The sequence below is a fragment of the Pseudomonas sp. GZD-209 genome (assembly GCF_049310485.1).
Classification (GTDB): Bacteria; Pseudomonadota; Gammaproteobacteria; order Pseudomonadales; family Pseudomonadaceae; genus Aquipseudomonas; species Aquipseudomonas sichuanensis.
Genome location: NZ_JBMOWQ010000277.1, coordinates 1 through 19,123, shown reverse-complemented (window position 1 = coordinate 19,123; position 19,123 = coordinate 1). Strand labels below are relative to the sequence as shown.

Annotated in this window: 22 protein-coding genes; 13 read left to right on the top strand and 9 right to left on the bottom strand. The window is 66.7% G+C overall.

The window, feature by feature from the left end:
* Nucleotides 1–201: hypothetical protein (locus tag ACO6VM_RS26515; protein ID WP_422404037.1), on the top strand; the 201-nt coding region annotated here is incomplete at its 5' end.
* A 428-nt stretch (nucleotides 202–629) separates the two neighbouring features.
* Here the strand turns inward: ACO6VM_RS26515 and ACO6VM_RS26510 are convergent.
* Both ACO6VM_RS26510 and ACO6VM_RS26505 read right to left on the bottom strand, forming a co-directional pair.
* Entirely contained in the window at nucleotides 630–1,382 is a 753-nt protein-coding gene (locus ACO6VM_RS26510; protein WP_401060926.1) for an anti-sigma factor family protein, read from the bottom strand.
* Nucleotides 1,379–1,897, bottom strand: coding sequence for a sigma-70 family RNA polymerase sigma factor (locus ACO6VM_RS26505; protein ID WP_401060924.1), 519 nt, complete (start codon nucleotides 1,895–1,897; stop codon nucleotides 1,379–1,381). Before ACO6VM_RS26505 ends, ACO6VM_RS26510 begins: the two co-directional genes overlap by 4 nt.
* A 132-nt stretch (nucleotides 1,898–2,029) precedes the next feature.
* Between ACO6VM_RS26505 and ACO6VM_RS26500 the strand changes: the two genes are divergently transcribed.
* From ACO6VM_RS26500 to ACO6VM_RS26480, 5 genes are all read left to right on the top strand, one after another.
* Nucleotides 2,030–3,076, top strand: a complete 1,047-nt coding sequence (locus ACO6VM_RS26500; RefSeq protein ID WP_401060922.1) for a catalase family peroxidase — start codon at nucleotides 2,030–2,032, stop codon at nucleotides 3,074–3,076.
* Nucleotides 3,073–3,606: a cytochrome b gene (locus tag ACO6VM_RS26495; protein ID WP_401060921.1), complete on the top strand. Its 534-nt coding sequence runs from the start codon at nucleotides 3,073–3,075 to the stop codon at nucleotides 3,604–3,606. Before ACO6VM_RS26500 ends, ACO6VM_RS26495 begins: the two co-directional genes overlap by 4 nt.
* Nucleotides 3,607–3,691: 85 nt before the next feature.
* The gene (locus ACO6VM_RS26490; protein WP_401060919.1) at nucleotides 3,692–4,897 is read left to right on the top strand and encodes an MFS transporter; all 1,206 of its coding nucleotides are present in this window, start codon (nucleotides 3,692–3,694) and stop codon (nucleotides 4,895–4,897) included.
* Nucleotides 4,898–4,976: 79 nt separating this feature from the next.
* Nucleotides 4,977–5,522: a cupin domain-containing protein gene (locus ACO6VM_RS26485; protein ID WP_110995475.1), complete on the top strand. Its 546-nt coding sequence runs from the start codon at nucleotides 4,977–4,979 to the stop codon at nucleotides 5,520–5,522.
* 7 nt (nucleotides 5,523–5,529) lie between these two features.
* Nucleotides 5,530–5,811 carry a DUF7693 family protein gene (locus tag ACO6VM_RS26480; protein ID WP_401060917.1) on the top strand — a complete coding sequence of 94 codons (282 nt, stop codon included), beginning with the start codon at nucleotides 5,530–5,532 and terminating at the stop codon, nucleotides 5,809–5,811.
* Here ACO6VM_RS26480 and ACO6VM_RS26475 read toward each other — a convergent pair.
* Together ACO6VM_RS26475 and ACO6VM_RS26470 are read right to left on the bottom strand one after the other, a co-directional pair.
* Entirely contained in the window at nucleotides 5,808–6,401 is a 594-nt protein-coding gene (locus ACO6VM_RS26475; RefSeq protein ID WP_401060915.1) for a 2-hydroxychromene-2-carboxylate isomerase, read from the bottom strand. The two genes, ACO6VM_RS26480 and ACO6VM_RS26475, sit on opposite strands and share 4 nt — an antisense overlap.
* A gap of 26 nt (nucleotides 6,402–6,427) precedes the next feature.
* Nucleotides 6,428–7,159: an SDR family oxidoreductase gene (locus ACO6VM_RS26470; protein ID WP_401060914.1), complete on the bottom strand. Its 732-nt coding sequence runs from the start codon at nucleotides 7,157–7,159 to the stop codon at nucleotides 6,428–6,430.
* Nucleotides 7,160–7,248: 89 nt separating this feature from the next.
* On the opposite strand from ACO6VM_RS26470, the gene ACO6VM_RS26465 reads away from it, so the two are divergent.
* Both ACO6VM_RS26465 and ACO6VM_RS26460 read left to right on the top strand, forming a co-directional pair.
* Nucleotides 7,249–7,812 (top strand): TetR/AcrR family transcriptional regulator, encoded by a 564-nt coding sequence (locus ACO6VM_RS26465; protein ID WP_401060913.1) that lies wholly within the window; start codon nucleotides 7,249–7,251, stop codon nucleotides 7,810–7,812.
* Nucleotides 7,799–8,392, top strand: a complete 594-nt coding sequence (locus tag ACO6VM_RS26460; protein WP_401060912.1) for a DUF4157 domain-containing protein — start codon at nucleotides 7,799–7,801, stop codon at nucleotides 8,390–8,392. Before ACO6VM_RS26465 ends, ACO6VM_RS26460 begins: the two co-directional genes overlap by 14 nt.
* Before the next feature lie 462 nt (nucleotides 8,393–8,854).
* On the opposite strand, the gene ACO6VM_RS26455 is transcribed toward ACO6VM_RS26460, so the two are convergent.
* Nucleotides 8,855–9,829, bottom strand: coding sequence for a GlxA family transcriptional regulator (locus tag ACO6VM_RS26455; RefSeq protein WP_401060911.1), 975 nt, complete (start codon nucleotides 9,827–9,829; stop codon nucleotides 8,855–8,857).
* Nucleotides 9,830–9,930: 101 nt separating this feature from the next.
* Between ACO6VM_RS26455 and ACO6VM_RS26450 the strand changes: the two genes are divergently transcribed.
* Entirely contained in the window at nucleotides 9,931–10,542 is a 612-nt protein-coding gene (locus ACO6VM_RS26450) for a LysE family translocator (protein WP_401060910.1), read from the top strand.
* A gap of 71 nt (nucleotides 10,543–10,613) precedes the next feature.
* Here ACO6VM_RS26450 and ACO6VM_RS26445 read toward each other — a convergent pair whose 3' ends face one another.
* Nucleotides 10,614–11,072, bottom strand: a complete 459-nt coding sequence (locus ACO6VM_RS26445) for a YbjN domain-containing protein (RefSeq protein ID WP_401060908.1) — start codon at nucleotides 11,070–11,072, stop codon at nucleotides 10,614–10,616.
* 191 nt (nucleotides 11,073–11,263) lie between these two features.
* Here ACO6VM_RS26445 and glcD point away from each other — a divergent pair, with 191 nt between their 5' ends.
* Genes glcD through ACO6VM_RS26425 form a run of 4 tightly spaced genes read left to right on the top strand, consistent with a single transcriptional unit; the run spans nucleotide 11,264 to nucleotide 15,439 of the window.
* Entirely contained in the window at nucleotides 11,264–12,763 is a 1,500-nt protein-coding gene (glcD, locus tag ACO6VM_RS26440) for a glycolate oxidase subunit GlcD (protein ID WP_401060907.1), read from the top strand.
* Nucleotides 12,763–13,809, top strand: coding sequence for a glycolate oxidase subunit GlcE (glcE, locus tag ACO6VM_RS26435; RefSeq protein ID WP_422404036.1), 1,047 nt, complete (start codon nucleotides 12,763–12,765; stop codon nucleotides 13,807–13,809). The genes glcD and glcE overlap by 1 nt, the downstream gene beginning before the upstream one ends.
* A 9-nt stretch (nucleotides 13,810–13,818) precedes the next feature.
* Complete coding sequence (gene glcF / locus ACO6VM_RS26430; protein WP_422404035.1) at nucleotides 13,819–15,048, top strand: glycolate oxidase subunit GlcF; 1,230 nt, start codon at nucleotides 13,819–13,821, stop codon at nucleotides 15,046–15,048.
* The gene (locus ACO6VM_RS26425) at nucleotides 15,041–15,439 is read left to right on the top strand and encodes a heme-binding protein (RefSeq protein WP_232884072.1); all 399 of its coding nucleotides are present in this window, start codon (nucleotides 15,041–15,043) and stop codon (nucleotides 15,437–15,439) included. Before glcF ends, ACO6VM_RS26425 begins: the two co-directional genes overlap by 8 nt.
* A 30-nt stretch (nucleotides 15,440–15,469) precedes the next feature.
* Here ACO6VM_RS26425 and ACO6VM_RS26420 read toward each other — a convergent pair whose 3' ends face one another.
* The 3 genes from ACO6VM_RS26420 to ACO6VM_RS26410 are packed head-to-tail and all read right to left on the bottom strand — an operon-like array spanning nucleotide 15,470 to nucleotide 18,699.
* Nucleotides 15,470–17,005 carry a DHA2 family efflux MFS transporter permease subunit gene (locus tag ACO6VM_RS26420; protein ID WP_347151785.1) on the bottom strand — a complete coding sequence of 512 codons (1,536 nt, stop codon included), beginning with the start codon at nucleotides 17,003–17,005 and terminating at the stop codon, nucleotides 15,470–15,472.
* The gene (locus ACO6VM_RS26415; protein ID WP_401060903.1) at nucleotides 17,002–18,195 is read right to left on the bottom strand and encodes an HlyD family efflux transporter periplasmic adaptor subunit; all 1,194 of its coding nucleotides are present in this window, start codon (nucleotides 18,193–18,195) and stop codon (nucleotides 17,002–17,004) included. The genes ACO6VM_RS26420 and ACO6VM_RS26415 overlap by 4 nt, the downstream gene beginning before the upstream one ends.
* A gap of 30 nt (nucleotides 18,196–18,225) precedes the next feature.
* Nucleotides 18,226–18,699, bottom strand: coding sequence for a MarR family winged helix-turn-helix transcriptional regulator (locus ACO6VM_RS26410; RefSeq protein WP_125463822.1), 474 nt, complete (start codon nucleotides 18,697–18,699; stop codon nucleotides 18,226–18,228).
* Between the last annotated feature and the right edge of the window lie 424 nt (nucleotides 18,700–19,123).

The following is a 19,123-nucleotide window of genomic DNA, read 5'->3' as shown; positions in this document are numbered from 1 at the left end:
TGGACTATTGCGCGCTTAGAAGCAAAAGCAAAAACAGATCAAGAGCAGATCAAGAGCAGATCAAGAGCAGATCAAGAGCAGATCAAGAGCAGTGATACGGCTATCTATGTTTGGCTGTTGCTTATTTATTGTTTGATCTGGCCCTATCGCCGGCAAGCCGGCTCCCACAGGTATAGTGCAAGTCTGAAAGTTTCGCACTAACTTGTGGGAGCTGGCTTGCCAGCGATTGCAATCCTGAGTTCCCATCCAATCCAACTAGCGACAGCTAACGCCAGCCCAGGCGCCGCCCCTAACTTCGCGACTTCAGGAGGCTGAGCGTAGGCGTCTGGAGGGCCCTGGTGCGCAGCACCCTTCGGCGCAGCCGAAGGCGCGAGATGTAGATTTGCGCAGCAAGTCGGAGGCCGCGCGGGCCCGGAGGACGCCGGAGCGAAGGGACCCCGAAGCGCAGCGTAGGGGCCGTATGATGGGAGCGAGCGGCTTTGGTTACTTTGGCCAAGACCAAAGTAACCCGCCGTAAGGGCGGAAAGGTGACTATGCGTCGACATCACAAATGAATGCGCATAGAACTTCCAAAACCAACAACTAGCAACTAGCAACTAGCAACTAGCAACTAGCAACTAGCAACTAACTCACAAACTCAGATTCAAAGCCCGCCGCAACGCCTCCCCCCGACTATCATCCACCGCACTGACCAACGCAAAGTTGTAGTCCCCATGGGACCAATACCGCGCCTCCAGCCCCCCATCAGTACGCTGCCCACTGGGCATCCGCTCGAACCGCTCACCAGGCGAGCGCAAGAACAGACTGATCCGCTGCCCCCGGCCATCCTCGAACACCAGCAAAGCCGCCGGCCCCACCTCGTTGCTCAACAGCCGCGCCCCCACCGGTTGGAAGCCGTACCCACTCAAATCAGGCAACTGCCCGACCCGATTGAAATGCCGCCCCAGCCAAGCCTGCAGCCGCCCCGGATCACTCGCCTGAATGTCGAGCGTGGACGCCTCGGCAAACATCCGGTGCGCCTGCACCGCATCAGCCATGGGCAACCCCGCAACGACCAACGTCGCCTCCCGCGCCTGCCAGCCCCCCAGCCCACCCAACCCCACCGCCAGCACCAACACCGCCGCCGAGGCCAGCCGCCGCTGCCGACGCTGGCGCAGGCGACGGCGCAGCGGGGCAAGGTCCAGTTCAGGGTCAACGGGGCGCTCGGCAAACCCCGCCAGAGCCGCCCGCAGCCGCCGAGCATCGTTGCGCCAAGCCTCGACCCGCGCCGCTTCCTGCGGGTTGGCTGCCAGCCAGGCCGCTACCTCCGCCCGGCGCTCAGGCGTCAGGCGTTCGTCAATGTAGGCATGCAGCTCATGCTCGGTGGGGATCAGACGGGTCATTTGAGTCTCCGCAGGGACGTTGGCGCCGGGTTGCCCTCGGTCAGTTCACGCAAGGCGGCGCGGGCGCGCGACAGGCGCGACATCACCGTGCCGATGGGGATACCCAGGGTCTCGGCGGCCTCCTTGTAGCTCAAACCCTCGACGCTGACCAGCAACAGCAGCGCCCGTTGCTCGGCCGACAGCCGCGCGAACGCCTGCAGGTCGGCCTGGGCCAGCACGATGCTTTCGATATCACCGCCCAGCGGCTCCTCGGCCTGGCTGCGGCCGAACCAGGCCAGCCAGCGCGCATGCAGGCGTTCGCGGCGTTTGCCGTCGAGAAACAGCCGGTAAAGGATGGTGAACAGCCAAGGCCGCAGGCTGTCCATCTCGCGCTGCTGGCCGCGCCGGCTGAGGGCGCGTTCAACCGTGGCCTGGACCAGGTCGTCGGCGCTGCTGGCTTCGCGGGTCAGCCACAGGGCGAAGCGGCGCAGGCGCTGCAGCAGCTCACGCCATTGATGGTCGTCCAGGTCGTGCATGGTCGGGTTCCAGGCCCCAATGGGCAGTCAGTGTACGAGGCAGACGGCGCAAGCGAAAATCTATTCCCTGATCTGGAATAAAAGAGTGGGCCTTCCGTCGTACCGTCTCATTCACCGCCACCGGATCGCCCCATGAACACACCCTTGCACGGCCCCGCCAAAGCCCTGCGCCTGGCCGCCATCGGCGTCACCCTGGCTGCCCTCGGCGCGGGCTTCGCCTATGCCGCTGGCTGGATCGGCGCCGCCAGGCTCACGCCCCAGCGCATCATCGACACCTTTGAAGCCCAGGCCGGGCATCACCCCGGCTACCGGAAAAACCACGCCAAGGGCCTGTGCGTCAGTGGTTACTTCCAAAGCAGCGGCCAGGCCGCGCCGTTTTCCACGGCCCGGGTGTTCAGCCAGCAGAAGGTCCCTGTGATCGGCCGCTTCGCCATCGGCGGTGCCAACCCGTTCGCCCCGGACACCGCGGTGCCGGTGCGCAGCCTGGCCATCGAGCTGAGCAGCGATGACGGCCAGGTCTGGCGTACCGGCATGAACAACCCGCCAGTGCTGGCGGTCAGCACGCCCGAAGCCTTCTATGACCAGGTGCTGGCCAGCACCCCGGTTCCGGCCACCGGCAAGCCCGACCCGGCCAGGCTCCAGGCGTTCTTTGCCGCCCACCCGGAAAGCGCAGCGTTCCGCCAATGGGCGGCGGGCTACAAACCCAGCGACAGCTTTGCCAGTACCGCCTACAACAGCATCAACGCCTTCCGCCTGATCGACGCCCACGGCAACAAACGCCCGGTGCGCTGGACGCTGGAGCCACAGACTCCGTTCGCCGCCCTGCCCGCCCAGGTCGATGACAAGCAGTTCCTCCAGCACGACCTCGCCCAGCGCCTGGCACAAGGCCCTTTGCGCTGGACCCTGCGCCTGACCCTGGCCGAGCCCGACGACCCGGTGGACGACCCGGCCCGCCCCTGGCCCAGCGAGCGCAGCAGCATCGACGCCGGCACCCTGGTGCTGGAGCAGGTGGACGGCCCCGAACAAGGTGCCTGCCGCGACCTCAACTTCGACCCATTGATCCTGCCCCACGGCATCGAACCGTCCGACGACCCGATCCTCGCCGCCCGCTCGGCGGCCTACTCGGTGTCGTTCAACCGCCGCAGCCATGAAGCCCTGAGCGAAGGAGCCCGCCCATGACCCCCGCCGCTTTCCACCCCCTGGCCCGCCTGGTGCACTGGCTGATGGCGGTGCTGATCCTGGCCATGTTGTTCATCGGCGTGAGCATGGTCAGCGACCTGTCCAGCCACCATCCAGTGATGGTCGAACTGCACAAGGCCACCGGCCTGGCCCTGCTGGTGCTGGTGATACTGCGTATCTGCCTGCGCCTGAGCCTGCCGCACCCGCCGCTGCCGCGCGACCTGCCCGCCATTCAACGCCTGGCCGCCGGCGCCTCGCACCTGCTGCTGTACGCCCTGATGCTGGCCATGCCGCTGCTGGGCTGGGCGATGCTTTCGGCGGGCGGCTATCCACGCCCGCTGCAGTTGCCAGCCATGGCCCCCCACGACCTGCAACTGTACGCTGTGCTGCGCCAGGCCCACGGTTGGGCCGGCTACCTGTTGTTCGCCACCGTGCTGGTGCACCTGGGTGCGGCGCTGATGCATGCCCTGGTGCGCCGCGACGGCGTGTTGCGTAGCATGTGGCCCGGCCCGTTGCGCCGGGGTGAATGAACACCGGTGGCCGCGCGGGATCGACAGATGTAAATAATAATTACTAACATCGGCACTTATTCCGCCGAACTGCCCCGGACTGCCCATGAATCTCGCAAAGGATCCTGCCACCCTCACCCCGGCCAGCACCCTCGACCTGCGCCCGCTGCTGCTGGTCAACATGGCCTGCACCCTGTCGATGATGGCCTTCGTTGCCCTGATCGGCCCGATCGCCCGCCTGCTGGGCATGGCCACCTGGCAGGCCGGTGCGGCGGTCACCGTGGCCGGCGTGGTCTGGGTGCTGCTGGCCCGGCCCTGGGGCCGCGCCGCCGATCGCCTCGGCCGGCGCCGGGTGCTGTTATTGGGCAGCGCCGGGTTCACCCTGGCCTACTGGCTGCTGTGCCTGTTCATAGACGGCGCCCTGCGCTGGTTGCCCGGGGCCACCCTGGCGTTCATCGGCCTGATGCTGACCCGCGGCCTGATCGGCGCCTTCTACGCGGCGCTGCCGGTGGCCGGCAATGCCCTGATCGCCGACCATGTCGAACCGCAACGCAGGGCCCGGGCCATGGCCTCGCTGGGTGCCGCCAACGCCGTCGGCCTGGTGCTCGGCCCGGCCTTGGCGGCACTGCTTTCGCGCTACAGCCTGAGCCTGCCGTTCTACGTGCTGTCGGTGCTGCCGGCCACGGCGTTCGTGGTGCTGCTGTTCAAACTCAAGCCACAGCCGCTGCCCCAGCGCCATGCGCCAAGCCCGGTGCGGCTGTCCGACCCACGCCTGCGCCGGCCACTGCTGGTGGCCTTCAGCGCCATGCTCAGCGTGACCGTGTCGCAGATCACCGTGGGTTTCTTCGCCCTCGACCGCCTGCAACTGGCCGCAGGCGAGGCCGCCCAGGCGGCCGGTGTGGCGCTGACCAGCGTGGGCGTGGCGCTGATGCTGGCGCAGGTGCTGCTGCGCCGGCTCGAATGGCCACCGCTGAAGATGATCCGCGTGGGTGCCAGCGTTTCCGGTCTGGGCTTTGCCGCCGCGTCCTTTGCCGCCAGTGCGCCCTGGCTGTGGGCGGCGTTCTTCATTGCCGCCTTCGGCATGGGCTTCGTATTCCCGGCCTTCTCGGCCATGGCGGCCAATGCCATGCACGCCTCGGAACAGGGCGCTACCGCCGGTTCCGTCGGCGCCGCCCAGGGCATGGGCGCGGTGATCGGGCCCTTGGCCGGCACGCTGGTGTATGCCGTCGATCCGCGCTTGCCGTTCCTGGCCGTGGCCGCCTTGTTGTTGCTGGTCGGGCTATGGCCCACACCAGCCGACAATCGCCACTGACACGCACAGCGCGCAAGCAGGCAGAGTGTGTTTTAATGCGTCGCCCATTATTTTTTACACCTCTGCAAACAAGGCGGCTATGGACACGGGGACACGACTCAAACTGGTGCGTGAACGCAACAACCTCTCGCAACGGGAACTGGCCCGTCGCAGCGGCCTGACCAACTCGACGATCTCGCAGATCGAACAGAACCGCGTCAGCCCCTCGGTCAGTTCCCTGAAAAAACTGCTCGAAGGCATCCCCATGTCCCTGGCGGAATTTTTCAGTTTCGACGAGCCGGTGCGCGAAGAACGCTTCGTGTTCCGCGGCGGCGAACAGCCTGACCTGGGCCGCAACGGCCTGCGCATGCTGCTGGTCGGCGCCAGCGTCGAAGGCCGGCAGATGCGCATGCTGCGCGAGCTGTATGCCCCCGGTGCCGACTCCGGCGAGCCGATCGTGCATGCCGAAGGCGAAGAGTGCGGCCTGGTCACCCGCGGCACCATGGAACTGTGGGTCGACGGCCAGGTGAGCATCCTCAACGCGGGCGACGGCTACTACATCCCCACCACCCTCGCCCACAGCTTCAAGAATATCGGCCCGGACGAGGCCGAGATCATCAGCGCCAACACCCCAGCGAACTTCTGATTAAGCGATGCCCCTGGTCAGCAGCCGTGAAGCCTACCAGTGCCTGCGCGACGCCGCCCTCGGCGTTGCGCCGCTGGAGGTCATCGCCCGCGCCGCAGAGGTGGCCGTGTGCATCGAGGGCTGGCGCTTGAGCCTGGCCCTGGACGACGAAGGCCTGGCCCATTGCAGCCAGTGCGTAAGCCCCGACGGGCGCCAGGGTGCGCTCGAGGATTGGCACCGCTACGGCACCAACCCCGTCGACCACCTGAGCCTGTGGGAGCGCCAGCGCATCGAACAGCTGCTGGCCTAACCTGCCAGGGCTTCCTCGACGAAGTCCAGGCGGTCCTGGCCAAAGAACATCTGCTCTCCGACAAAGCAGGTCGGTGCACCAAACACACCGCGTGCCACGGCCTGCCCGGTGGCCTCCTTCAAGGCCTGCTTGACCTCGTCCTGCGCAGCCAGCACCTGAAACGCCTCAGGGTCGAAACCGCCCTCCTGCAACGTCGCCGCCAGCACGGCGGGGTCCGACAGGTTGCGCTGCTGCCCCCACCAGCCCTCGAACAACACCTTGAGCAACCCCTCGAAACGAGCCGGTGCCTGCAACTGCGTGCCCATGACCCCACGCATGAGGTTCAGGGTGTTGGCCGGAAACCCCGGTGGCAGGCCAAACGGCACGCCATAGCGGTCGGCATAACGCTTGAGGTCGATGAACATGTAGCGCCCCTTGGCCGGCACCATCGCCGGGGAAGCGTTGCCGGTGGCCTGGAACACTCCGCCCAGCAGCATCGGCCGGTACAGCAGCTGCGCATCGTGGCGCGCGCACAGTGCCGGGAGCTGGGTCCAGGCCAGGTAACTGGCCGGGCTGCCCAGGTCGAAATAGAACTCAACGGTCTTGCTCATACGGCAGTCCTTTCTTCAGGGAGGGGTTACCAGCGCTCGATCCACGGCCGCAGGTCCAGCTCGAAGGTCCAGGCATCACGCGGCTGGGCGTGCAGGAACCAGTAGCTGTCGGCGATATGCGCAGGGTCGAGGATGCCGTCCTGGTCCTTCAGCGCATAACGTTCAGGGAAGCTGTCGCGAATGAAGGCGGTGTCGATGGCACCATCGACCACCACATGGGCGACATGGATGTTCCGTGGCCCCATTTCCCGCGCCATGCTTTGGGCCAGGGCGCGCAGGCCATGCTTGGCCCCGGCGAAGGCCGCGAAGCCGGCGGCGCCGCGAGTGCCGGCAGTGGCACCGGTAAACAGGATGGTGCCCCGCTCACGCTGGACCATGCGCCGAGCCACCGCTTGCGCGGTAAGGAAGCCGGCGAAGCAGGCCATCTCCCAGATCTTGAAGTACTTGCGCGGTGTCTCGTCGAGGATGCTGCAGGGCACATTGGCGCCGATATTGAAGACAAACGCCTCGATCGGGCCGATATCGCGCTCGATGGTCTCGATCAGTTCGGCCACCTCCTCTTCCTTGCGCGCGTCCGAAGCAAAGCCATGGGCCTGCCCGCCTGCGGCGCGGATCTCGTCCAGCAACGGCTGCAGCTTCTCGGCCTGGCGCCGGGTCACACAGGCGGTGTAGCCCTCGCGGGCGAAGCGCTTGGCGATTTCGCCGCCGGTGGCATCCCCCGCACCGATCACCAGCACGACCTTTTGTTGTTCTGCCATGGACCTCTCCATTGATGAATGATCGTTTAGTAAACGAACGCTATGCTACGATCACGCCACCGTCAAGCCAGCGCAACGAGGTCCTGTGCATGCGCTACTCCACCGAACACAAGCAACAGACTCGCGAGAAACTGCTGGCCAGCAGCGGCGCGCTGGCCAAGCGCGGCGGCTTCGCCAGCACCGGCGTGGCCGGGTTGATGAAGGCCATCGGCCTGACCGGCGGCGCGTTCTACAACCATTTCCCGTCCAAGGACGACCTGTTCACCGAGGTGGTCCGCCGCGAGCTGTGCAACAGCCCGCTGGCGCGCCAGGCCAACCGCAGCCCCGACCGCGCACGCCTCAAGCGCCTGCTCGAGCAGTACCTGACCCTCGCCCACCTGCACAACGCCGAAGGTGGCTGCCCACTGCCGCCACTGGGCGTGGAGATCGCCCGTGCCGAACGCCCGGTTCGCGAGGAGGCCGAGCACTGGCTGGTGGAACTGCACCGGGCCTGGAGCGACACCCTTAAAGACCCGCAACTCGCCTGGGCACTGCTCAGCCAGTGCGTCGGCGCGCTGGTGGTCGGGCGCATGCTCGCCAGCGAACAGGTGCAGGAACAGGTGCTGGAGGCCAGCCGCGCGCTGGTCGGCAAGGTGTTCGATGAAGATTGCTAGCACCCTGCTCGGCCTGCTGCTTGCACTCCCTGCCGCCGCCCAGCAAAGCTGCCCCACAGGGCAATACCAGGTGTGCCTGGTGGTGTGCTTCTGCGCCCCGCTCGACCCCAACCAGGGTGGCCAGGTGCTGCAGGATGTCGAGCGCATGGCCACCGCCAGCCTGGTGTTCGCCCTGCGCCAGGCCCGCGATGACGCCACCAACAGAGGCACCCAGCCGATCCCGCTGCATATCCGTGCCCAGCTCGAAACCTGGTACGACTTCGCCGTGCTCGATACGGTGCGCTACCGGGTCGGCGATGAGCAGCAGGTCAGCGCCGCCAACGCCATGTTGCAGAACCCCGATGTGAACGCCGTTACCCTGATCGATACGGTGATCTTCCGCCGCGCAGCCGATGCCGAGGACAACGTGGCGCTGTGGGCCCACGAGCTCAAGCACGTGCAGCAGTACCAGGAGCTGGGGGTGGAGGAATTCGCCCGGCGCTATACCCGCAATTACGATGACCTGGAGGGGCCGGCCTACGCCATCGAGGCGCAAGTGGCCAAGGCTTTGCGCGAGCGCGCAGCGGGTGGTGCGCGTTAGCCTGTTCGTGTAGCCAAACCGCTGCTACATACTGGCTCAGAGGCGGACAGTGATGACCTTGCAGGAATAACTGGCCCGAAACAAATGTGGGAGCGGGCTTGCCCCGCGATGCGCCGCGCGGGCGGCGCTCGATCTTGAGGGCGCTGCACATCTGTCGCCATGCACCTGGTGGCCTACATGCGATTTCAGGACAGGCCCTTGGGCGTCCACCGCTGGCACTGGAAAATCAGGATTCGGCAATGGCCACCAGGTGCATGGCGGGATACTGGGTGAAGACCACCAGGTGCCTGCCGTTATTTTTGCAGCGCCTATAAGATCGAGCGCCGCCCGCGCGGCGCATCGCGGGGCAAGCCCGCTCCCACATTTGTTGCAACGTGCCGAACCTGTCAGGCCATGGTTGCCAGCCCTGTTTGTACGACACGAATTCGCGGTTAAGTTCATTAATGTGCCGCGTCACCTTGGCTAATCCGGCGCGCTTGCGCTGCGCAATGCCGACGCCGTACAACCAAACCGCCGCCGCACCCACTTGCCCAGGTAACTCCCATCCCCCAGCCCCACTTCCTCGGCAATCTGCGCCAGGCTGTGGCTGCCATTGACCAACCGCCAGCGCGCCTGCTGCAGCCGCAATTCCAGCCACCAGGCCTTGGCACTCATGCCGTGACTGGCCTGGAACTGGCGGTCGAGCTGGCGCCGGCTGATGCCGAGCTGCGCCGCCAACTGCTCGATCGAAAGCCCCGATGCCAGGTGATGGCGCATCAACGCAGTGGCCCGCTGCACCTGGCGCCCGTGCCCCGGCCAGGCTTCCAGCGAGCGCAGGGCATGACGGCTGTCGCGACTCTCGTCCACCAGCATGTCGGCCAGGCCCTTGAGCGCCCGAGCGCGGCCACTGGCGCGGGCGATCAGTTCCACTGCCAGGTCGATGGCTGCAGTCCCTCCCGCGCAGGTGATACGGCTACCGTCCATGCAATACAGCTGCTCGGTCAGTACCTGCACCCTGGGGAATGCGGCGCGAAACTCAGCCTCGTGGCGCCAGTGCACCACCACCTTGTGCCCGTCCAGCACACCGCAGGCGGCCAGCAGAAACACCCCATTGTCGACGCCCACCAGCTTCACCCCGGCCTTCGCTGCCTGTTTCAACAGGGCCCGGTAACGCGGGGCAAGCGCAACCGTATCCCCCGCACTTCGCCCGCCAAACAGCACCAGGTAGTCGTAATCGCGCCAGACCACCTGTTCGACACTGGCTTCGACCTGCACCACTGCACCACTGCTGGATACCACGGGTGCCGCGTCCAGCCCTAGCACGGTCCAGCTGCAATAGCGCTGGCGGCTGTAGTCCTCGTCGTCGGCGGAGAAGCGCAGCTTGTCGAGAAAGGCGCCAAACGGCAGCAAGGCAAACTCCGGCACGGGCAGGATCAACAGGCGCAAGTCAGGGGTCATACAAAATGTCCAGATATTACCGTCAGATGTCCGGATCATACCCCTAAAAGCCACCCGCTCAGCCCTACACTGGCGCCCTGCAAACCTACAAGGCATACCCCATGGCACCCGACACCTGGCTCATCTACCTGCTCGCCAGCATCGGCCTGTCGCTGACCCCAGGCCCCAATAGCCTGCTGGCGCTGACCCACGGCGCGTTGTATGGCGCGCGGCGCACGCTGTTCACCATCGTCGGCGGGGTGTTCGGCTTCAGCGCCCTGATCGCCCTGGCCATGTTCGGCCTGAGCGCCCTGCTGCAGGCCTCGGCCTCGGTGCTGACGGTGCTCAAATGGGTCGGCGGCGCCTACCTGGTGTGGCTGGGCATCCAACTGTGGCGCACCCCGGCGCTGCACCTGGAACTCAACGCGGGCAGCGCCCGCTTGGGCAATGCCGGGTTGTTCCGCCAGGGCTTCCTGTCGGCCATGGCCAACCCCAAGGTGCTGCTATTCTATGGCGCCTTCCTGCCGCAGTTCATCGACCCGCAACGCGGTCTGGCGCTGCAGTTCGTGGTGATGGCGGCGACCTTCGCCAGTGTGGAGTTTGTGGTCGAATACCTGCTGGCGCGGCTGGCTTATCGCATTCGGCCGTGGCTGAGCAAGGGTGGCAAGGGCTTCAACAGGTGCTGCGGCGGGTTGTTCGCGCTGATCGGTGTGGCGCTGCCGTTGGGGCGTTGAAGCAAGCAGCAACTGCGCGTTGAGAGCTGCCTCTCAACGCGCAGTTGCCCGTCAGGGACTGCGCCGTTTCACTAGGCGTTCTGGGTTTCTACCTGCTCGGTTTGCGCGGCATGGCGGCTGAAATCGCGCAGGTAGGTAATGAACTCCTGCAACAGGCGATCCCACAACTGCAGGTGGTTGAGCAAGTGCCTGGCAGTGACCCCGTCACTGACCAGCACATCAAGCTCCATCACCAGGAACTCGCCCTGCCGATACAGGCGGGCGAAACGCCGTGAAGTGCTCCAGTGCTCCACAACGCCCTCGGGCAGTTCACCCTGGATGCGCAAAGCACAGCTGAAGGTGAAGTCGAGGAACTGCCCTTCGATCGCCCCTGGGTTGCCCAGGCGCACGGCAAAGCCGATCCCCTGGCTGGCGCTGAGCAGTTGCACCAGCCCGTTCTGCTCGCTGCGGTTGACGCGCAGGCCGGCGTCCTGCAGCAGGCTGGTGAGGGTTTCGACGTTCACGCTTTCGATCAGGGCTTGTTCAGTCATGGTCTTGCTCCTTGTGGTGTCGATAAATCATTGCCAGGCGCGTACTTGCGCCGCATCGCACTGTGTCTTGTATAGCTGAACGACTGGGAATTGCGTGATTTCTTCGAGTTTCGCCCTCGCCAGCCGCTACGCTTGCTGCTTGATCCCGCGCAGCGTGCCGGATAACAACAAGAACCCGCCGAGTGAGCCGCATGAACATCCTCTACGACGAGCACATCGATGGCCCGCTGCCGGCCGTGGACAAAGCCGCGCTGCTACAGGCCCTGCGCGACGCCCTGCCCGACCTTGAGGTCCTGCACCGCAGCGAAGACCTCAAGCCCTACGAATGCGATGGCCTGTCGGCCTACCGCACGGTGCCGCTGCTGGTGGTGCTGCCCGAGCGCCTGGAGCAGGTGCAAGCCCTGCTGCAACTGTGCCACCAGCGTGGCGTGCCGGTAGTGGCGCGCGGCGCCGGCACCGGGCTGTCCGGCGGTGCGCTGCCGCTGAGCCAGGGCATCCTGCTGGTGATGGCGCGCTTCAACCGCATCCTTGAAGTCAACCCGCAAGGGCGCTTCGCCCGGGTCCAGCCCGGGGTGCGCAACCTGGCGATCTCGCAGGCGGCGGCGCCCTTCGGGCTGTACTACGCGCCCGACCCGTCCTCGCAGATTGCCTGCACCATCGGCGGCAACGTCGCCGAAAACGCCGGTGGCGTGCATTGCCTCAAGTACGGCCTGACCGTGCACAACCTGCTCAAGGTGGAAATCCTCACGGTCGAGGGCGAGCGCCTGGTACTGGGCAGCGATGCCCTCGACAGCCCGGGCTTCGACCTGCTGGCGCTGTTCACCGGCTCCGAAGGCATGCTCGGCATCGTCACCGAGGTGACCGTCAAGCTGCTGCCCAAGCCCCAGGTGGCGCGGGTGCTGCTGGCCAGTTTCGACAGGGTTGAGGACGCCGGCCGCGCGGTGGCCGACATCATCGCCGCCGGCATCATCCCCGGCGGCCTCGAGATGATGGACAACCTGGCAATCCGCGCCGCCGAGGACTTCATCCACGCCGGCTACCCGGTGGACGCGGCAGCCATCCTGCTGTGCGAACTCGACGGCGTAGAGGCCGACGTGCAGGACGATTGCGCGCGGGTCGATGCCTTGCTGCGCACGGCCGGCGCCCGCGATGTGCGCCTGGCCTGCGACGAAGCTGAACGGGTGCGCTTCTGGGCTGGGCGCAAGAACGCCTTCCCGGCGGTGGGGCGCATTTCGCCGGACTACTACTGCATGGACGGCACCATCCCCCGCCGCGAACTGCCCCGGGTGCTCAAGGGCATCAGCGAGCTGTCGGCGCAGTACGGCCTGCGGGTGGCCAACGTGTTCCACGCCGGCGACGGCAACATGCACCCGCTGATCCTGTTCGACGCCAACCTGCCCGGCGAGCTGGAGCGGGCCGAGGCCATCGGCGGCAAGATCCTCGAACTGTGCGTGGCGGTGGGCGGCAGCATCACCGGCGAACACGGGGTGGGCCGCGAGAAGATCAACCAGATGTGCGCCCAGTTCAACAGCGACGAGATCACCTTGTTCCATGGGGTGAAAGCCGCCTTCGACCCGCAAGGCCTGCTCAACCCCGGCAAGAACATCCCCACCCTGCAGCGCTGCGCCGAATTCGGCGCGCTGCACGTGCACCACGGCCAACTGCCCTTCCCCGACCTGGAGCGCTTCTGATGGGCCGCGACATCAGCCAGGACCTGCTGGAACAGGTCAACCAGGCGCTGAACCTGGGCACACCGCTGCGTATCCAGGGCGGCAACAGCAAGGCCATGCTCGGGCGCCCGGTGGCCGGGGAAATCGTCGACACCCGGGGCCACCACGGCATCGTCAGCTACGACCCGACCGAGCTGGTGCTCAGCGCCCGCGCCGGCACGCCGCTCTGCGAAATCGAAGCCGCACTGGATCAGGTCGGGCAGATGCTGCCCTGCGAGCCGCCGCACCTGGGGCCCGGGGCCACCCTCGGCGGCATGGTCGCAGCGGGGCTGTCCGGGCCACGGCGGCCCTGGGCCGGGGCGGTGCGCGACTACGTGCTTGGCACGCGGCTGATCACCGGCCACGGCAAGCTGCTGCGTTTTGGCGGCGAGGTGATGAAGAACGTCGCCGGCTACGATGTGTCGCGCTTGCTGGCCGGCAGCTTCGGCTGCCTGGGGCTGCTCACCGAAGTGTCGCTGAAGGTACTGCCGCGGCCGCGTCAATGCCTGAGCCTGTGTTTGCCGATGGACAGCGGGCAGGCCTTGGCCGCACTGGCCGAGTGGGGCCAGCAGCCGCTGCCGATCAGTGCGGCCTGCCATGACGGTGAAGCGCTGTACCTGCGCCTGGAAGGTGGCGAAGGCTCGGTGCGTTCGGCCCGCGAGCGGCTGGGTGGCGACGCGGTCGACAACCAGCTGTGGAGCGACCTGCGCGAACAGCGCCTGCCGTTCTTCGACGACCCGGCGCCGCTGTGGCGCCTGTCGGTGCCCAGCACCTGTGCCCTGCTCGACCTGCCGGGGCGGCAATTGATCGACTGGGGCGGCGCGCAGCGCTGGCTCACCTCCAGTGCGCCGGCGCAGGTGATCCGTGAGCAGGTGGCCAAGGTCGGCGGCCATGCCACCGCCTATGCCCCCGGCGATGACAGCACGGCGCCGCTGCCAGCGGCGCTGATGCGCTACCACCAGGCACTGAAACGGCAACTCGACCCCCAGGGCATCTTCAACCCTGGCCGCCTGTACCCGGACCTGTGAGGCCACGCCATGCAAACCCACCTGAGCGATGCCGCCAAGCAGCTGGCCCGCGGTGAAGAGGCCGAAAGCATCCTGCGCTCCTGCGTGCACTGCGGCTTCTGCACGGCCACCTGCCCCACCTACCAATTGCTCGGCGACGAGCTGGACGGGCCGCGCGGGCGCATCTACCTGATCAAGCAGATGCTCGAAGGCGAGCCGGTGACCGCCAGCACCCAACTGCACCTGGACCGCTGCCTGAGCTGTCGCAATTGCGAGAGCACCTGCCCTTCGGGGGTCAAGTACCACGACCTGCTCGATATCGGCCGCGCCGTGGTCGAGCAACAGGTGCCGCGCCCGCTGGGGCAGCGCCTGTTGCGCGAGGGCTTGCGCGCCGTGGTGCCGCACCCGGCCGCGTTCAAGGCCCTGGCCAAGGTCGGGCAAACCCTCAGGCCGCTGCTGCCGAACGGCCTCAAGGCCAAGTTGCCTGCCCAGGTGCACCACGCCGGCCAGCGCCCGGTGCCCCGCCATCCACGCCGCGTGCTGCTGCTCGAAGGCTGCGTGCAGCAAGCACTGTCGCCCAACACCAACGCCGCCGCCGCGCGCCTGCTGGACCGCCTGGGCATCAGCGTCGAGCCGGCCTGTGAGGCCGGCTGTTGCGGCGCCGTGGACTATCACCTGGATGCCCAGGCGCAAGGCCTGCAACGCGCCCGGCGCAACATCGACGCCTGGTGGCCGGCCATCGAAGCCGGCGCCGAAGCCATCGTGCAAACCGCCAGCGGCTGCGGTGCCTTCGTGCGCGACTATGGCCACCTGCTCAAGGACGATGCGCGCTACGCCGCCAAGGCGGCCCGGGTCAGCGCCCTGGCCCGCGACCTGGTGCAACTGCTGCAGGCCGAGCCGCTGGAGCAGCTCGGCCTGTGTACCGAACAGCGCCTGGCCTTCCATTGCCCCTGCACCCTGCAGCACGCCCTCAAACTCGGCGGTGCCGTGGAAAGCCTGCTGACCCGCCTGGGTTTCCACCTCACCAACGTGCCCGACGGCCATCTGTGCTGCGGCTCGGCGGGCACCTACTCGCTGACCCAGCCGGCGCTGTCGCGCCAGCTGCGCGACAACCGCCTGGCGGCCCTGGAAAGTGGAAAACCTGCGATCATCGCCACCGCCAATATCGGCTGCCAGCTCCACCTCGACAGCGCCGGCCGCACACCGGTACGGCACTGGATCGAAATTGTCGAAGACGCCCTGGAGGCACCCCATGCATAGCAAACCCGTACTCGACCAGGCGGACGTCGCCCGGCTGCTCGCCGCCGCCCGCCAGCACGCCCAGGCCCAGCAATGGCCGGTGACCATCGCCGTGGTCGACGACGGCGGCCACCCGCTGGCCCTGGAGCGCCTGGACGGTTGCGCCCCGGCCAGCGCCTACATCGCCATGGAGAAAGCCCGCACCGCGGCGCTGGGCCGCCGGGAGTCGCGCGACTACGAGCAGATGGTCAACGACGGGCGCACCGCCTTCGTCACCGCGCCGCTGCTGACCAGCCTGGAAGGCGGCGTGCCACTGCGGGTGGAGGGCCAGGTGGTCGGCGCGATCGGTGTGTCGGGGGTCAAGTCCGGGCAGGATGCCGAAGTGGCCAAGGCCGGGGCACAGGCGCTGTAATACCCCTGCCCCTGCCCCTGCCCTGGCGGCTCAATGCCCCGCCGACGCCGGCCCGGCCTTGGCGGTGAAGGGTGGCTTGGCCAGCCACACCAGCAGGATCAAGCCGGCGAACACCCAGGTCAGCAAGGTGAAGTAGTCCACCGTCGACATCATGTAGGCCTGGCCGTTGAGCATCTGCTCCAGCTGCGCATAGCTCTGCGGGCTGGCCCCGCCCAGCTGGTCGAGGGTGTGGCGGGTGGCCGGGTCGAAGGTACTGAGGTGTTCGCTCAGGTAGGCGTGGTGCTGGTCGGCGCGGCGGATCCAGATCCAGGTCGTCAGCGACGCGGCAAAACTGCCGCCCAGGGTGCGCAGGAACGTGGCCAGGCCCGAGCCATCGGCGATCTGGTGCGGCGGCAGGTCCGACAGCAGGATGCTCAGGGTCGGCATGAAGAACAGCGCCACGCCGATGCCCATGAACAGCTGCACCAGGGCGATATGGGTGAAGTCCACTTCGTTGGTAAAACCAGCGCGCATGTAGCAACTGGTGCCGATGGCCAGGAAGGCGATGCCGGCCAGCAGGCGCAGGTCGAAGCGGTGCGCGTACTTACCCACGAACGGCGACATGAGCACCGGCAGCAAGCCGATCGGCGCCACCGCAAGGCCGGCCCAGGTGGCGGTATAGCCCATCTGCGTCTGCAGCCACTGCGGCAGGATCAGGTTGATGCCGAAAAAGGCCGAGTAGCCGCCCACCAGCACGATGGTGCCGATGCGGAAGTTGCGGTGCACGAACAGCCGCAGGTTGACCACCGGGTGACGGTCGGTGAGTTCCCAGATGATGAAGATCGCCAGGAACACCACCGATATCAGCGTGCCGATGACGATGAACGAGGACTCGAACCAGTCCAGGTCATTGCCCTTGTCGAGCACCACCTGCAACGCGCCGACCCCGACGATCAGGGTCAGCAGGCCGATGTAGTCCATCGGCTGGCGGCTGGTGACCACCGGCCGCGCGCGCATCTGCTGGCGCACCACCGCGGCGGCGAACAGGCCGATCGGGATATTGATGAAGAAGATCCAGGGCCAGCTGTAGCTGTCGGTGATCCAGCCGCCGAGTATCGGCCCGGCTATCGGCGCCACCACCGTGACCATCGCCAACAGCGCCAGGGCCATGCCGCGCTTGGCCGGCGGGTACACGGCAATCAGCAAGGTCTGGGTCATCGGGTACAAGGGCCCGGCGACCACGCCCTGCAACACGCGAAACCCGACCAACTCGGGCATCGACTGGGCGACGCCGCAGAGGAACGACGCCAGCACGAACAGCAAGGTGGCCCAGATGAACAGCTTGACCTCACCGAAGCGCCGGCTCAGCCAGCCGGTGAGCGGCAAGGCAATGGCGTTGCTCACCGCGAACGAGGTGATCACCCAGGTGCCCTGCTCGTAACTCACGCCGAGGTTGCCAGAGATGGTCGGCAGCGCCACGTTGGCGATGGTGGTGTCGAGCACCTGCATGAAGGTCGCCAGCGACAGGCCGATGGTAGTCAGCAGCAGGCTCGGCGGGGTGAACTGCGCGGGGGCTGCCTGGCTCATCGCTGCGCTGTCTTGCCGCTGGCGCTGTTGTCGTGGATCAACCGGGCGATCAGGTTGTCGGCCTCGACCAACTGGCGGTCATACACCTGGGTGCTGTAGCTGGCCTGCTGCGGTGGCTGCTGGGCCAGGGCCGGGCCGCTCTGGTCGTGCAGGTCGACGTCCACGACAGTGGACAAGCCGATGCGCAGCGGATGGTCTTTCAACTGCTCGGGGTTCAGGTGGATACGTACCGGCACCCGCTGGACGATCTTGATCCAGTTGCCGGTGGCGTTCTGCGCTGGCAGCAGGGCGAAGGCGCTGCCGGTACCGGCGCCCAGGCTGTCGACGGTGCCGCTGTACTTCACGTCGCTGCCGTACAGGTCGGCAGTGATCTGCACCGGCTGACCGATGCGCATGTCGCGCAGTTGGGTTTCCTTGAAGTTGGCATCGATCCACACCTCGTCCAGCGGGATCACCGCCATGGTCGCAGTGCCCGGCTGCAGGCGCTGGCCCAGCTGCACGGTGCGCTTGGCAACATGGCCGGTGACCGGCGCCACCAGGGTGGTGCGGGCGTGGTCGAGGTAGGCCTGGCGCAGGTCGGCGGCGGCGGCCATGACTTCGGGGTGCGACGAGACCACGGTGTCGTCGACCAACGCCGTGCTGGTGTTGAGCTGCTGACGCGCGCTGTTGACGGCAGCCTGGGCCACGGTCAGGTCGTCACGGGCATGGGCGATCTCTTCCTGGGCGATGGCGCCGCTGTCGGCCAGTACCTTGCGTCGGTTGTAGTTTTGCTGAGCCTTCTGCAGTTCGGCCTGACGGGTTTCCACCTGCGCCTTGAGCGCGTCGACGTTGCTGTACAGCCCGCGCACCTGGCGCACGCTGCGCGCCAGTTTGGCCTCGGCGGACTGCAGGGCCACTTCGCTGTCGGCCGGGTCGAACTGCAGCAGTACTTGCCCTGCGTGCACCAGGTCGCCGTCATCGGCGCCGATGCTGGTGACGGTGCCGGTAACCAGGGGGGTGATTTCAACGACGTTGCCGCTTACATAGGCGTCGTCGGTGCTTTCCTGCCAGCGCCCGACCAGGCTGTACCAGGCCCAGGTGGCGGCCCCGGCGAGGATCAGAAGCAGCAGCAGGCCGAGCAGCCAGGCCTTGCGTTTACGCGTGTTGTCGGGCGCGGCAGCTGGGGTGGAGGTGTCAGCGGGAGTGGCCATGACAATACCTTGGAGAATGCGTGACAGGGATCAACGATCGCCGAAGCGGCGGATCGTCAGGGGGTCGCCGGCGCTGAGCAGGACTTTGGCGAGCAGGCTTTCGAGGGTTTTCAGCTCCTCGGGCTGCAGCACGCCGACCAGTTCGTTCATCGCCGCCGCGCCGACCTGGGGCAGGCGGTCGGCCAGGCGTTGGCCGTCGGCGCTGAGTGCCAGGCGCACCTGGCGGCGGTCTTCGGGGCAGCGGTTGCGCAGGATCAGGCCTTTCTGCTCGAGGCGGTCGAGCATGCGGGTCATTGAGCCGCTGTCCAGGCCCAGGTAGCGGCACAGTTCGGCCGGGGTGTCGACCTGGTACTGGGTGACGATGATCAGCACCTTGAATTGTGCGGCGGTGACGCCGTGGGCTTCGAGGTGCCAGTCGAGGATGCGGTCTTTGAGGATCGCGGCGCGACCGAGCAGCATGCCGATGGCGCAGGTCTGGAAATTTTCCGGGGTGAAATGGGACATCGGGGGTTGCTCGGGTAATTGTGTGTAAATATTACTGCCTAGGCAGGGAATGTCAAAGCATTGATTAGGGTGCTAAGTACAATTTCATTTTGGGGGTCGAGGTCGAGGTCGAGGTCGAGGTCGAGGTCGAGGCTTAGGGTGTTGGTTTTTGTAGATGTATGCGCATTCAGCGGCGATGTCGACTTTTAGTCACCTTTCCGCCCTTACGGCGGCCTACTTTGGTCTTGGCCAAAGTAGGCAAAGCCGCCTGCTCCCATCATACGGCCCCTACGCTGCGCTCCGGGGTCCCCTCGCTCCGGTGCCTTCCGGGCCCGCGCGGCCTACGACTTGCTGCGCAAGTCTACATCTCGCGCCTTCGGCTTACGCCGAAGGGTGCTGCGCACCAGGGCCCTCCAGTCACCTCCACTCGGCCTCCTGAAGTCGC